Source organism: Pseudoalteromonas sp. UBA6610 (genome assembly GCF_002433295.1).
Taxonomy (GTDB): Bacteria; Pseudomonadota; Gammaproteobacteria; order Enterobacterales; family Alteromonadaceae; genus Pseudoalteromonas; species Pseudoalteromonas atlantica.
The window spans coordinates 1-12779 of the sequence record NZ_DJHW01000057.1 but is presented as its reverse complement, the minus strand read 5'-3'; the positions used below and the strand labels follow the sequence as shown (position 1 = coordinate 12779).

13 protein-coding genes are annotated in these 12779 nt (G+C 39.0%); 8 read left to right on the top strand and 5 right to left on the bottom strand.

What is annotated here, in order from left to right; all coding sequences use genetic code 11:
- Positions 1-413 precede the first annotated feature (413 nt).
- The 5 genes from rnm to B4F91_RS07310 all read left to right on the top strand — a co-directional run bounded on the left by rnm (position 414) and on the right by B4F91_RS07310 (position 3974).
- Complete coding sequence (rnm, locus tag B4F91_RS07330; protein ID WP_286937639.1) at positions 414-1268, top strand: RNase RNM; 855 nt, start codon at positions 414-416, stop codon at positions 1266-1268.
- The gene (locus tag B4F91_RS07325) at positions 1265-1885 is read left to right on the top strand and encodes an L-threonylcarbamoyladenylate synthase (protein WP_004586789.1); all 621 of its coding nucleotides are present in this window, start codon (positions 1265-1267) and stop codon (positions 1883-1885) included. The genes rnm and B4F91_RS07325 overlap by 4 nt, the downstream gene beginning before the upstream one ends.
- 5 nt (positions 1886-1890) lie before the next feature.
- Positions 1891-2730 carry a segregation and condensation protein A gene (locus B4F91_RS07320; protein ID WP_286937641.1) on the top strand — a complete coding sequence of 280 codons (840 nt, stop codon included), beginning with the start codon at positions 1891-1893 and terminating at the stop codon, positions 2728-2730.
- A gap of 118 nt (positions 2731-2848) precedes the next feature.
- Positions 2849-3397 (top strand): cytochrome b, encoded by a 549-nt coding sequence (locus tag B4F91_RS07315; protein WP_055255702.1) that lies wholly within the window; start codon positions 2849-2851, stop codon positions 3395-3397.
- A gap of 1 nt (position 3398) precedes the next feature.
- A complete protein-coding gene (locus B4F91_RS07310) occupies positions 3399-3974 on the top strand; it encodes a YceI family protein (protein ID WP_154945603.1) in 576 nt (191 codons plus the stop codon).
- Positions 3975-4003: 29 nt separating this feature from the next.
- Here the strand turns inward: B4F91_RS07310 and B4F91_RS07305 are convergent, their stop codons facing one another.
- The gene (locus B4F91_RS07305; protein WP_286937644.1) at positions 4004-4864 is read right to left on the bottom strand and encodes a transporter substrate-binding domain-containing protein; all 861 of its coding nucleotides are present in this window, start codon (positions 4862-4864) and stop codon (positions 4004-4006) included.
- Positions 4865-4995: 131 nt separating this feature from the next.
- Entirely contained in the window at positions 4996-5163 is a 168-nt protein-coding gene (locus tag B4F91_RS07300; RefSeq protein WP_024033460.1) for a hypothetical protein, read from the bottom strand.
- A 370-nt stretch (positions 5164-5533) separates the two neighbouring features.
- On the opposite strand from B4F91_RS07300, the gene B4F91_RS07295 reads away from it, so the two are divergent.
- Positions 5534-6079, top strand: coding sequence for a dienelactone hydrolase family protein (locus B4F91_RS07295; protein ID WP_273586843.1), 546 nt, complete (start codon positions 5534-5536; stop codon positions 6077-6079).
- Here the strand turns inward: B4F91_RS07295 and B4F91_RS07290 are convergent.
- Positions 6076-6879: a hypothetical protein gene (locus B4F91_RS07290; RefSeq protein ID WP_286937646.1), complete on the bottom strand. Its 804-nt coding sequence runs from the start codon at positions 6877-6879 to the stop codon at positions 6076-6078. The genes B4F91_RS07295 and B4F91_RS07290 overlap by 4 nt on opposite strands.
- A gap of 167 nt (positions 6880-7046) precedes the next feature.
- On the opposite strand from B4F91_RS07290, the gene icd reads away from it, so the two are divergent.
- Entirely contained in the window at positions 7047-8297 is a 1251-nt protein-coding gene (gene icd, locus B4F91_RS07285; protein WP_286937647.1) for an NADP-dependent isocitrate dehydrogenase, read from the top strand.
- A 12-nt stretch (positions 8298-8309) separates the two neighbouring features.
- On the opposite strand, the gene B4F91_RS07280 is transcribed toward icd, so the two are convergent.
- Both B4F91_RS07280 and B4F91_RS07275 read right to left on the bottom strand, forming a co-directional pair.
- On the bottom strand, positions 8310-8741 hold the full coding sequence (locus tag B4F91_RS07280; RefSeq protein WP_286937648.1) for a hypothetical protein: 432 nt from the start codon (positions 8739-8741) through the stop codon (positions 8310-8312).
- Between the two features lie 1095 nt (positions 8742-9836).
- Positions 9837-10784 carry a LysR family transcriptional regulator gene (locus B4F91_RS07275; RefSeq protein ID WP_064385020.1) on the bottom strand — a complete coding sequence of 316 codons (948 nt, stop codon included), beginning with the start codon at positions 10782-10784 and terminating at the stop codon, positions 9837-9839.
- 117 nt (positions 10785-10901) lie between these two features.
- On the opposite strand from B4F91_RS07275, the gene aceK reads away from it, so the two are divergent.
- Complete coding sequence (aceK, locus tag B4F91_RS07270; RefSeq protein WP_286937649.1) at positions 10902-12677, top strand: bifunctional isocitrate dehydrogenase kinase/phosphatase; 1776 nt, start codon at positions 10902-10904, stop codon at positions 12675-12677.
- Positions 12678-12779: the final 102 nt, after the last annotated feature.

Genomic DNA, 12779 nt, shown 5'->3' with positions numbered 1-12779 from the left:
TTTGCAATGCGGGGTTTGAATAACGATATCTAAATTACAAACAGATCATTACCGTCCCGCTATATCAGGCGCCACCACCAACGATGTGTAAGAGTAAGACCGTTATTCATGTTTTTTTGCCTCAAAATAAAAAATTAAATACGTAAAATTTAGTTATAAAAAAACCCGCATAGTTGCGGGTTTTGAATATTTGCTAGACACGACAATTCATCACCCAAAAATTATGAGTGCCACCACCAAATAGTGTGTTGAATTGAATTCATCATTTTTATTAATTCTTAATGTGTCTAAAAGTGGCTACAGTAAAACGTATTTAGCGCTTTTGTGTCAAGTGTTTATTTAAAACAATTTAGTCAAAAAAGTTGTTATACTTATATAAACATCTATTACCCTTAAATTTAAGCAGTTTTCTTTTGATAAAATACGATTTACACAGCCATACAACGCATTCAGACGGACATTTAACAGTTGAGCAATTATTAAACCGCGCCGTAGAAAAAAACATTGATGTGTTTGCGATAACCGATCACGACACTGTGGCTGCTATTACGCCGGCAAAAGCGTTTATCGAAACAGAAAACCTACCGCTTAAGCTTATATCTGGCGTAGAAATTTCTACCAAGTGGGAAAGCTTTGAAATACATATTGTTGGGCTAAATATTGATATAAATAACAATGCCCTTACATCATTGTTATCGGCGCAGCAGCAAAAGCGTGATGAACGCGCCATTGAAATTGGCAAAAGGCTGGCAAAAAACGGTTTTGATGGCATTTACGAGCAAGCCAAGGCGCTGGCAGAAAACGCCCAAATTACCCGAGCTCATTTTGCGCGTGCATTGATTGAAAGAGGCGTAGCTAAAAATTTTCCTGGGGTATTTAAAAAATACTTAGGGCGCAGCAAAACAGGTTATGTTCCAAGCAGTTGGTGTGATATGCAAACAGCCATTAGCGCCATTCATGCTGCGGGCGGGGTTGCAGTACTTGCACATCCAGGGCGTTATCAAATGTCTAATAAATGGTTACGTAAGTTACTTGTGCAATACAAAAGTGACGGGGGCGATGCCATGGAAGTTGCGCAGCCGCAACAAGCGCCCACTGAACGCCAATTTTTAGGACAATTGAGCCAAGAGTACGGTTTACTGTGCTCGCAAGGTTCTGACTTTCATTTTCCAACTAGTTATTTAGAGCTAGGTAAAAACTTATACTTACCCAAAGACTGCCAAGGGGTTTGGCAAGTGTGGGAAGGGCAAGAAGGAGCATTATCATGAGTCAATTAATTCATATTCACCCAGCAAACCCACAGCCACGACTTATTAGCCAAGCGGTTGATATTATTAAACAGGGCGGGGTTGTTGTATACCCAACAGATTCGGGCTACGCAATAGGGTGTAACCTCGGTAATAAGCAAGCAAAAGAGCGCATTGAGCGTATTCGTGGAATAGAAAAACACCATAACTTTACGCTGGTATGCCGTGATTTATCTGAGCTGGCAACTTATGCCCGTGTAGATAACCAAATGTTTAGGCTTATTAAAAATAATACGCCAGGGCCATACACCTTTATTTTTAAAGGTACAAAAGAGGTGCCAAAGCGGTTATTAAACGATAAGAAAAAAACCATTGGTATGCGCGTTATAGAGCATCCAATTGCATGTGCATTACTTGCAGAGCTTGGGGAGCCGTTAATGTCGTGTTCGTTAATTTTACCTGGAGAAGAGTTTACAGAATCAGACCCAGATGAAATTTTAACGCGTTTAGATAAACACGTAGATTTAATTATTGACGGCGGACACCTTGCAGAGCAAGCAACCACGGTTATTGACCTATCAGAAGACGATATTCACATTTTACGTGTAGGGTGTGGCGATACCAGCCCGTTTGAGTAACCTTGGTGAGAGATACAACACAGGGCGAAAAAAATACTCAAAGTGAGCCAGTGCAGCAAAAGCTGCCACTGGCTTTTTTGCATGGCAAAGCCGTTGTAGATAAACCTGAAGATTTATACATTCCGCCCGATGCACTTGAAATTATTTTGGAAACCTTTGAAGGCCCGCTTGATTTACTGCTGTATTTAATAAAAAAGCACAAGTTAGATGTGCTCGAACTCTCTATTTTTAGCATTACTGAGCAATATGTCAGTTATGTAGAAATGATGAGTGAGTTTCAGTTAGAACTTGCCGGTGAGTACTTAGTAATGGCAGCGTTATTGGCGCAAATAAAATCGCGTCTGTTATTGCCTGTGCACGAGGAGCTCGAAGAAGAGGAAGACCCCCGCGCAGAACTGATCAAGCGTTTACAAGAGTACGAGCAGTTTAAAAAAGCAGCCGAAAATATAGATGCCATCCCCCGTGTAGGCCGTGATATTTTTGTCGCAAATGCAACTATGCCGGTTATTGAAAATACCGCTCAAAACCTGCCAGAGCTTGAGTTAAAAGATTTAATGTTAGCTCTGAGCGACGTGATGGCGCGCGCCAAAACATTTGAGCATCACCAAGTGACCGCAGAAATCCTCTCTACCCGTGAGCGGATGAGCCAAATTTTAGCCCAGCTGAGTAACGCAAATAAAGCGCTGCCGTTTAGCGATTTATTCACCCTTAGTGAAGGGCGCAGCGGTGTAGTGGTTAGCTTTATTGCTATGCTTGAGCTTATAAAAGAAGGCTTAATTAGCTGTTTGCAAGTCTCACCTGATAGCCTAATTTACATAAACCTTACCAACACGCCAAATAGCTAATTAGTAAAACTGTAGCTCAAGTTGTATGTGCGTATATGCACAGATGCTGTTTGTATACGCTATTTTAGTTTTTCTTCACCCTCTATATTCTTAAATTATTGAATTTAGAGGAACCCACATGTTTAAAAATACGCCCACATCTTATGGCCTTATTGCCATTATTTTACACTGGTTGATGGCTTTGACCGTGTTTGGTTTATTTGGCTTGGGCTTATACATGGTTGAGCTAACCTATTACGACAGCTGGTATAAAGGCTCACTGGATTTACATAAAAGTATAGGTATAACGCTCGCCGCAGTGCTTATTTTTAGAATTTTGTGGCGCGTATTCAGCCCCAAACCTCGCCCCCTTAGTCAAAATAAAACAGTAAACCACATTGCACATACCGCGCATATTGTTATGTACCTAATTTTAGCAGTCATTGTAGTGGCGGGTTATTTGATTTCTACCGCCGATGGCAGAGCAATCGCTGTTTTTTCGATATTTAATGTACCAGCTCTGGATTATAACTTTGATGGACAAGCCGATATTGCCGGGAAAATTCATTACTACGGTGCGTGTACATTAATTGGCTTGGCTGTTTTGCATGCACTGGGGGCATTAAAGCACCACTTTATTGATAAAGATAAAACCTTAACAAGAATGATCAAACCAAAGGAATACTAACATGAAAAAACGACTAGTAACTGCAGCTCTATCGGGTGTAATGATGTTATCGGCTACTGCAAATGCAGCAGATTATGTAATTGATACGCAAGGGGCGCATGCATTTGTTACCTTTAAAATTAAGCATTTAGGCTACAGCTGGCTGCACGGGCGATTTAACCGTTTTGATGGCAGCTTTAGTTACGACGCTAAAGCGCAAACAGGGTCTAATATTTTAGTAAATATAGATACAGCAAGTTTAGACTCTAACCATGCGGAGCGTGATAAACACTTACGCGGTAAAGACTTTTTAAATGTGGATAAATACCCAACAGCAACATTTAAAAGCACCAATGTAAAATTTACCGATGATGATACAGCCACAGTAACGGGCGACTTTACTTTACATGGCGTAACTAAACGCATTACGTTTGAAATGGATAAAGTAGGTGAAGGGCAAGACCCTTGGGGTGGCTACCGTGCTGGTTTTGAGGGCGAAACCAGTTTAAAACTCACCGATTACGGCATTGATTATAATTTAGGCCCGGCGTCTACCCATGTTGATATTGGACTGTCTATTGAAGGTGTGCGTAAATAATAAAGCGTAAATTAAATTAAAACGCCACTTTAGTTAGTGGCGTTTTTGTTTTTTGTAGCGTGAATTCTTGATTCTAATAAGGGTTTTAAATGTGGGGGCAACCAGCGTAACATTACTTGGTGGTATTGCTCGGTTTGCTTAATTTTTTTTAATTGCTCATCTAATAGTTGAATATTTTTAGCACCTTGTTCATTTTTAGTGCAGCCAATATAGCCATAACTTAACGGTGGCGCTTCAACAACCGCTCGCTGAGTTAGGTTTTCTTCAAAGTACATAGATTTAGCTAAGTAATGGTGCTCACTTGGGTAACCTAATAAAATATCTAAGCGCTTTAAATTGAGCATATAGGTAAGGCTGGCTAAACTATTTCGCGTTGGGCGAATAACAATATCAACATCGGGGGTGTTATTTATTACGCTGTCGAGTTGCTCGCCGTATGAGCGGTTCATAGATACACCTAACGTGAGCTTTTTTTCTGCTAGTAAATCCTGCAACGACACTGGCTCTGAGTTAGGCACTTCTAGTGAATGCGCCAAACCTTTATGCATAGCAATGGAAGGTGAAAGGCCCGTGGTTGAGCTCTGCTCGCTAAAGTGAATAAACTTTTCTCTAAATGCATTTTTATAAAGTGATAGGGCACAATGTGTGGCTGATTTATTGGCTAGTTCTTGCGTAACTTTGCCAGAGGGGATAACAAGGCGATTAAACGTGATGTGCTCAAGTTGTTGCTCGAGTAAGGTTATAACGCTTTCATCACGCCCCTGGTGTTGGTATTTTCCATTTAAAATGTAATAGGGCGCAAAGTCGTGCGTTAGCCAGTTAATCGTGTGGGCGTAACTGACTGAAGAAATGCTTAAATATAAGGTGATACACAAAAATGCACGGAGCATTACTACAACTACCTAAAACAATGAAAGTATCGCTATTGTAGTCAATTAAGTGCAACAAAGTAAAATGCCAGCTACAAAGCTGGCACATTTTATTAACATTAACTGCTTAAGCAGTTAATTGCTCACAATGATTAGTTGGCTTTTAACCATTTTACAAATTCGCGCGCTTCGCTTGCTTTTTGAAACATTGCGTTTTTCAAACCTTGTGTATCACTAAAAATAACACGTTGTTTGTTTACAGAAATTGATTGCACCGGATGGGCAATTTGGATCATAGATCCATTGTATTTATAAGACATAATAAAACTCACTTTATTCTTGTTATTTACTCTGCGCTATTTTTTATAGCCAAATGCAGTTAATAAATTAACGATGTTGTGTTTAGCTTCATTACAGTGTTGACGATCTTTATGACACTTTTGCGATGATATTAAAAAAATCATCAAGGTATTAATAGGGGTTCTCGCCGTACAATAACTTAGCTTTAAAATATACGTTTTGCGGGGCTTACTGGATCAGGGTAAAAAGGTTAACCGCGGTGGTTTTTTAAGACCAGAGAAGAAAGGTAACCTAAATAAAAAATGTGTGCAAGCTATTTATTTAAAAATTATTTATACTTAATTTTATCAACTGCTTAAACGCATGGATTCTAACCTTAAAAGGGTAAGTATGAATTACATAATAGTCAGCGATATTTATGGTTTAACAGCACCTTTAATGAGGTTGTTAGATATTATGCAAGCCAATACAGAGGTTATAGACCCCTATAAAGGAGAACTGCAACCCCTTGATAGTGAAAAATATTATTATAATAAATTTATAAATGACTGTGGCCATGACAATTACGTAGCTAAGCTCTTAAATGTATTTAATAACCTTACAGAGCCAACAGCTTGTATAGGGTTTAGTGCAGGCGCAAGTGCCGCGTGGCGCGCGCAGTTATTAACAGGCAATCCACACCTAAAAAAGCTGATTGGCTTTTACCCTTCACAAATTAGAAATCATTTAGATATTGCGGCAAAAGTACCTTGTACGTTTATTTTTCCACATACCGAAATGCATTTTAATGTAGATGAAGTGATAAGTACTTTAGCCAGTAAAAGCCAAGTTACGTGTAACAAAACACCGTTTTTACATGGTTTTATGAATGCTTACTCAACTAATTACAATGTAAAAGCATATGATGAGTATTGCGCACTTATTAAAAGCACTTAAAGTGTATTTAACTGCGTTTTAGTAATAACAGGAAAGTCGGTACGCGTATTATATTGCGCGTACAAGGTAGTAAAAATACTACTGCGTGAGAGCTTATCTAACTCTTTTATGAGCGTTTTAGCATTTGTGCGTGCAGCTCTGCAGCATAGTTGGTATTGTTTTATTATAGCGGCAACGCTTTTACCTTGTTTTTGAAGGGCTAAATCGGCTTCTACAAAAAATGCTGCCCCTGTCCAATAAACCCGCTGTTGTGCACGTTGCTTCCACATATCACTTGAAAGTTTATTAAGTGGCTGCTGCTTTGTTTTAGTTTGTAAGCGTGCTCGCTCAAACCCTGCGTTTAGGCGCTGAACAAATTGCGCTTGGCTAATTACACCGCTGTTGCGCATTATTACGTTTTGCATGTAACTGGCAAACCCCTCGCTTAACCAAAAGCCAGAATAAGGCAGTAGTGGCAAATATAAATGTGAAAGCTCATGGTAAAGCGTCCAATCTTTTGTAAATGCATTTAAACTTGCGTAGCGGTCAATATGCAGCTCTAACCCATCGGGGTTATTTCGTTTTACGCTAGCCCATGGCACGGGTTCAAAAGCAAAATATTGTGGCTTTAAATAAATAGGGAGGGTGCTTTGTTGTAATGGCCCTAAAGTATTTTGTGTTTTTTCAAGGCTTTGATTTACCCATGTAGCTACCGTTTTTTGACCCTTAGTAGTCAGTGCGTCTAAATTATGAATAACCACATCAACAGCTGAGGCTTTTAAAGAGCACATTAATAGCAATAACAGCCAAAATAATTTCATTTATACCTCCTAAATACGCGCTTAATACTTGACCCACTATTTACATAATTAAGCACACGTAATTCGTTATTTTTTTAACTAATATCAATTATAAAAAGCAAATTGCATACATGCTCAATCAAGCATGATTTAATCAGGTAACACTTTTTTGACTATAGGTATTAACCATGGCTTATCAGCATATTAAAATCCCTGAGCACGGACAAAATATTACTATTGATCCTAAAGGCCAATGGCATGTGCCTGTAAATCCTATTATTGCTTATATTAATGGTGACGGGGTTGGGCAAGAGGTCACACCTGCCATGCAGCATGTGGTGAATAATGCCATTACACACTGTTATGCAAAGGAGCGAAAAATTCACTGGATGCAAGTATATAACGGCGAGCAAGCAGCAAAGTTATATGATGGCGATTGGTTCCCAGAGGAGACTATTAACGCAGTACGTGCGTGTAAAATAGCAATTAAAGGGCCGCTAACTACACCTCTTGGCGGCGGTTTTCGCTCATTAAATGTGGCGCTAAGGCACGAAATGGATTTATTTGTAAATATGCGCACTGTTAAAGGGCTAAGTGCGTTGCCATCGCCATTAAAAAATCCATTTTTAACTAACATAACAGTGCTGCGTGATAGCAGCGAAGATGTATATTCAGGAATAGAGTGGCAAGCTGGCAGCGTAGAGAGCGAGAAAATGCTCGACTTTTTATGTGAAGAAATGGGAGTAACGCGCCTAAGGTTTTCTCAAGAGTGTGGCATAGGTATAAAAAATATATCTAAAGAAGGCTGCGAGCGCTTAGTACGCTATGCAATTAATTACGCCCTTAAAAATAACAGCGAATCGTTAACGCTTGTGCATAAAGGGAATGTACTTAAATTTACCGATGGTGCCTTTAAACGTTGGGGGTTTGCCTTAGCCCAAAGTGAGTTTAACGCTACCCAACACGAAAACGGACGCTGGCTTGAAATAGCACGCGCTAATAAATCGCCTTTAATTATTAAAGAAGTGATAGCCGATAACATGCTGCAACAATGTTTAATGAACCCTGAGCAATTTGATGTAGTAGCAACCACAAACCAAAATGGCGATTTTTTAGCAGATATGCTCAGCGCACAAGTTGGCGGAGTGGGCATTATGCCGGCTGCTAATTTAAATAACGATGTGGCATTTTTTGAACCAACTCATGGTACGTTTGAGAGAATAGCAGGGCAAAACAAAGCAAATCCAAGCAGCAGTATTTTAAGTGCCGTTTTAATGCTTAAGTTTATGGGCTGGGATGAGGCAGCAACGCTGATTGAACAAGCGCTCGAACAAGCACTCAAAAGCGGTAATGTAACCTTTGATTTAGCGCAAAATATTAATAACTCGACAACCCTAAGCTGCAGTGACTTTGCACAAAAGGTTATCGAGTATTTTTAAGCAACTCCATTATTAGGCCGCTGTGGCTGTTTTTGCCTTGTGTACACATGGGCGATTAGTAAGCTGTGCAGCGCGGTGGTAAATATCGTGTGCATTAGGTTCATCGCACTGAGTACCACTAAGCGTATCCAATAATGCAACTACAATAATAGCCGGTACTTGGCAGCAGTATTCATCAAGTACTGCCTCGGTTGTTTGTGCATCTACATGGCAAAGCGGGTGGTTTTTACGCTGGTACGCATGCAGTAGTGTATCTACTTCTAAAATATCATCGGGTTGGTGCTTTGTTTTACGGCATTTACAACCAAACTCATCAACCAAGGTAGCAAGTGCTTGGTATGTCTCAGCTGCATTGGTTTTAGTGCATAACTGTTGGGTAATAAACTGATGTAAATTAGCGTCAATAAATAACCCGTCTTGTTGTGTGAAGCTTGATGTTGTCATAATCATTACTCTTAGTTTGTTGGCTTAACTTCACTTTAGCGCTAAGTGTATTATTAATGAAATTGTTGTTTTCAATAACTGACATTGATTTTATCAATAGTAAATGACAACAAACCAAAAACCACTTAGCATGCTTAATTAAAGTGGTGCAAAAACCTATAAAAATGCACAAAACTGGGACACACTAAATAATAATTAAAAGCATAATTTAATTAGATGTTTGATTTTAAATGTTTTTTATTTTTGTGGTGGGTTGGCATCAAGGTTGCTAAATATAAAGGGTAGGGTTCACTCCTATTTCTACGATTTCAAAAGCGCCATGGTATTTTCCCAAAGTTGAATACCATGGCGCTTTTTATTTTTAAAAGAGCAATGCGCATATAATAGTTGTGATAAAAGCGACAAAATAAAGTTTATGATGCCAGTTTTTCTTATAATTTTCACGATACTGTTTGATCATAATATCAACATCTTCTTTAGAGAAAACATGTTCACACCGATAGCAAACGTGCATTCCTTTTTTAATAAAAGCGCCACATTTTATACATCTATAAATATAGCTAAGGCGGCTTTCGCATAGATAAGGATATTCTTTTTTATTTTTCATAATTGTTATTTTTGAGCGCTTTTTTTTGCTTTACTATCGTTTCTATACCGTGCGCGACGGTTATACACCCTAAGCCTATTGCACCAAAAATAATAAAATAGAATTTTTTGGGGCTCGATTCGATAGAAGCAATTACCCGTTCCCCTCCTTTATTATGTATAACGCCATCATTATAAGTAAAGTAGCTCCATAGAATGAAAAACAAGCCTAGTAAAATAGTTACGTATGCTTTGGTTTCTTTCTTTGAGTTTTGCTCTGTTATTTCTAATTGCTTTATAACCTTAGGGTCTACTCTCTTTGGGTTGTTTAGCTCTTCTATTAGACGTTTGTATCTTTGCGGGTATTTGTTTGCATCAATAGTTTCAAGTGCTTCGTGTAATTCTTTAAGTGAATAATTAGAGTAATCAATGTTGATAGTGATTTTCCTTAAATCTTTTTTAATACATTTTGAGCTGTAATCAGAATTTTAAATTAAAGAAAATTACTAACTACCTATCCGCAATTGTTTTAGCAAACTCAAGCAACTCACGGCGTAACCACTGGTGTGCGGGAGCATGGTGAAGTAGTGGGCTCCATATCATTTTTACCTCAATAGGGACTATTTGAAACGGTACTGGGCTAATGACTAAATCGGTATGCGTGGTTAATAATTTAGCCTGCCTGCGCGGTAAGGTGGCAATAAGTTGCTCTGATTGGCATAGCAAACTTGCAATCATGTAGTGGCGTGTAAACACCCGTATTTTACGTGTTTGTTCTAGCTGCCAAAGTGCTTCATCAACCCAACCTAGTTTTTGCTTGCCTGACTTATTGGTAACGGCAGCTTCTGGCCCCCAGCCAGCGCGGTTTACCCAAACATGTTCTTTTTGTAGGTAATCATCAAGGCTTGAGTGCTGTAAAAAGGTATTTTTAGGGTGGGTTAAACAGCAGTAATTATCGCGCCAAACACTGGCTTGATGAAACGAGCGAGGCAAGCCATTAAAACGGTTTATGGCTAAATCAATAGTGCCTTTTTCCATATCTTGCAGGTTTACATCGCTTGGACTCAGTACATCAAAATTAACCCCCGGGTTTTTAGTTAACTGCTCAGTAATAAAGGGGGCAATTAAGGTCGACTCCATGTAGTCGTTTGCCATTATTCTAAAAGTCACCTCTGCCGTTGCTGGGTTAAATTGCTCACTGGGCTGAGTAATCGCCTCTGCCATTTTTAAAAGAGACTCTATTTCAGGCTTTAAGCTAAGTGCTTTGCTGGTGGGGGTCATAGAGCCTGCGGCACGCACAAGTAGTGGGTCATCAAATAAATCACGTAATCGTTTAAGTGCGTTACTCATCGCAGGCTGTGTTAGTGCGAGTTTATTAGCCGCTTTTGAAACACTTTTTTCATCAATGAGCACATTTAAGTACACTAATAAGTTGAGATCGACGTTACGTATATTCATATGATCAATTTTATTTATATGCTTTATTAATTACCTAAATTAAAGCCTGCTTGCTAAGGTGTAAACAATTAATAAAAAATAACCGCTATAAGTGGTAAAAATAAAAGTGTTGTAACCATGTCAAAATCGTTAACTAATCAAACCAATAATGCGCTACAGCAAGTTATTGCTACTAAGTTGGCCCGCGCTGTTTTTGCAGGCTTTGAAGCAATGTTTGCGCAGTTTTTAAATATTACGCTAGGTGCGCAAAGCCGGTTTGAACAACAAAAATATCACGATGTGCAAACTGCCATGCGCGAACGCTTACAAGTGTACGAACGTGAAGTAAAAAATGTCAGTGAAGTTGTGAGAGTTATTGCTTACGCTGAACTGTCTTGCCCGCAAACATGGCAGCTAGCTAAAAATATATACGGCGATATGGTGCAAAATCATGAAAACAAACCCATAGCACATACCTTTTTTAATTCTACCTTTGGTGCAATTTGGGACGATAAAAAAATTCGTACCGTACATTTGTTTGTATTAAAAGCAAAATACAGAAGCGAGCCGCGTTCGTATGAAAATTTAGTAAGCAGAATATCGTTTAAAGATGGGTTTAACCATGCTGTAAAAACGCTCATTACCCGCCAAGCTTTTAGAGTACCTTTTAGTCATTTAGACGCCGATTTAAACGCATTGCAAACAACGTTAATGGCCGGTGCAAAGCAGCAATGTAAACAAGTGTATGAGCTTATAAATTTAAACGACGGGTTTATAGAATACGCAAATTCATTATTTTTTAGAAACAAAGCCTGCTACTTAATAGGGCGCTGTATTGCTAAAAATGGCGATAACATGCCTTTTGCTATCGCCATATTAAATACTAATAAAGGGTTAAAGCTTGATGCCGTAATGATGGGCGCCGATCAGTTAAGTTTACTGTTTGGTTTTGCTCGTACCTATTTTATGGTTGATACCGACCAACCCGCACGTTATGTAGATTACTTAAGCGTGCTGATGCCACATAAAAAACGCTTTGAGTTATTTAACGCCATTGGCTTTATTAAGCACGCTAAAACAGAGTTTTATCGTTACAAAGTTGATACCACTAAAAATAGCCCTACTAATTTTAAATACGTGACAGCACCTGGTACTCCCGGCATGGTTATGCTGGTATTTACCATTGAAGGGCTAGACTACGTTTATAAAGTAATAAAAGATAAATTTAGTGCACCAAAAACAGCCACCAAAGCGCAAGTAAAAGCCAAGTACAACTTTGTAAAGCAAGCCGACCGCGTAGGACGCTTAGTAGATACACACGAATTTAGGTATTTAGTGTTCGACCTCAGCCGCTTTAGCGACGAGTTACTTAAGCAAATGAAATCACAAATTGGCAGCAGCATGGTTATATCGGGTAAGGCGCTTATTTTAAAGCATGTGTATGTTGAGCGAAAAATGACGCCGCTTAATTTATACATTAATCACTGCTCTAACAAAGCATTACAACAGGTTATGACCGATTACGGTAAAGCGATTAAAGACTTAGCCGGTGCTAATATATTCCCAGGCGATATGCTAATGAAAAACTTTGGCGTAACCCGTTGGGGGCGCGTTGTTTTTTACGACTTTGATGAAATTTGCCCATTGACTGATTGCCACTTTAGAGATGTACCTAGCGCACAAAACGACCTAGAGGAGCTAAGCGCCAACAGTTATTTTTATATAGCAGAAAACGATATTTTCCCCAGTCAGTTTAAGGTGTTTTTTAGCGCAAACGAAACGGCATTTAACTATTTTAACTGCGAACATAACGATCTGTTTTTAGCCGATTTTTGGCAAGCTTGCCAACAACAAATTAAATCAGGCTTTTTACCTGACGTATACCCGTATAAACAAAGCTGGCGGTTTAAATAAAAATAACTAACCCCATGTCTAGCTATGGCCTGTTTATCTTTCGAGGTTAAATTTGCAGCCGTCTGTTTGGTAATTAGGCAAGGCAGAGCCTATGTAGTGTGG

What these genes read in the sequence shown, in the direction of transcription:
- B4F91_RS07325 (WP_004586789.1), top strand. Translation starts at nt 1,265, where the DNA reads ATGAGTCAATTAATTCATATTCACCCAGCAAACCCACAGCCACGACTT.
- B4F91_RS07315 (WP_055255702.1), top strand. Translation starts at nt 2,849, where the DNA reads ATGTTTAAAAATACGCCCACATCTTATGGCCTTATTGCCATTATTTTA.
- B4F91_RS07310 (WP_154945603.1), top strand. Translation starts at nt 3,399, where the DNA reads ATGAAAAAACGACTAGTAACTGCAGCTCTATCGGGTGTAATGATGTTA.
- B4F91_RS07305 (WP_286937644.1), bottom strand. Translation starts at nt 4,864, where the DNA reads ATGCTCCGTGCATTTTTGTGTATCACCTTATATTTAAGCATTTCTTCA.
- B4F91_RS07300 (WP_024033460.1), bottom strand. Translation starts at nt 5,163, where the DNA reads ATGTCTTATAAATACAATGGATCTATGATCCAAATTGCCCATCCGGTG.
- B4F91_RS07295 (WP_273586843.1), top strand. Translation starts at nt 5,534, where the DNA reads ATGAATTACATAATAGTCAGCGATATTTATGGTTTAACAGCACCTTTA.
- B4F91_RS07290 (WP_286937646.1), bottom strand. Translation starts at nt 6,879, where the DNA reads ATGAAATTATTTTGGCTGTTATTGCTATTAATGTGCTCTTTAAAAGCC.
- icd (WP_286937647.1), top strand. Translation starts at nt 7,047, where the DNA reads ATGGCTTATCAGCATATTAAAATCCCTGAGCACGGACAAAATATTACT.
- B4F91_RS07280 (WP_286937648.1), bottom strand. Translation starts at nt 8,741, where the DNA reads ATGACAACATCAAGCTTCACACAACAAGACGGGTTATTTATTGACGCT.
- B4F91_RS07275 (WP_064385020.1), bottom strand. Translation starts at nt 10,784, where the DNA reads ATGAATATACGTAACGTCGATCTCAACTTATTAGTGTACTTAAATGTG.
- aceK (WP_286937649.1), top strand. Translation starts at nt 10,902, where the DNA reads ATGTCAAAATCGTTAACTAATCAAACCAATAATGCGCTACAGCAAGTT.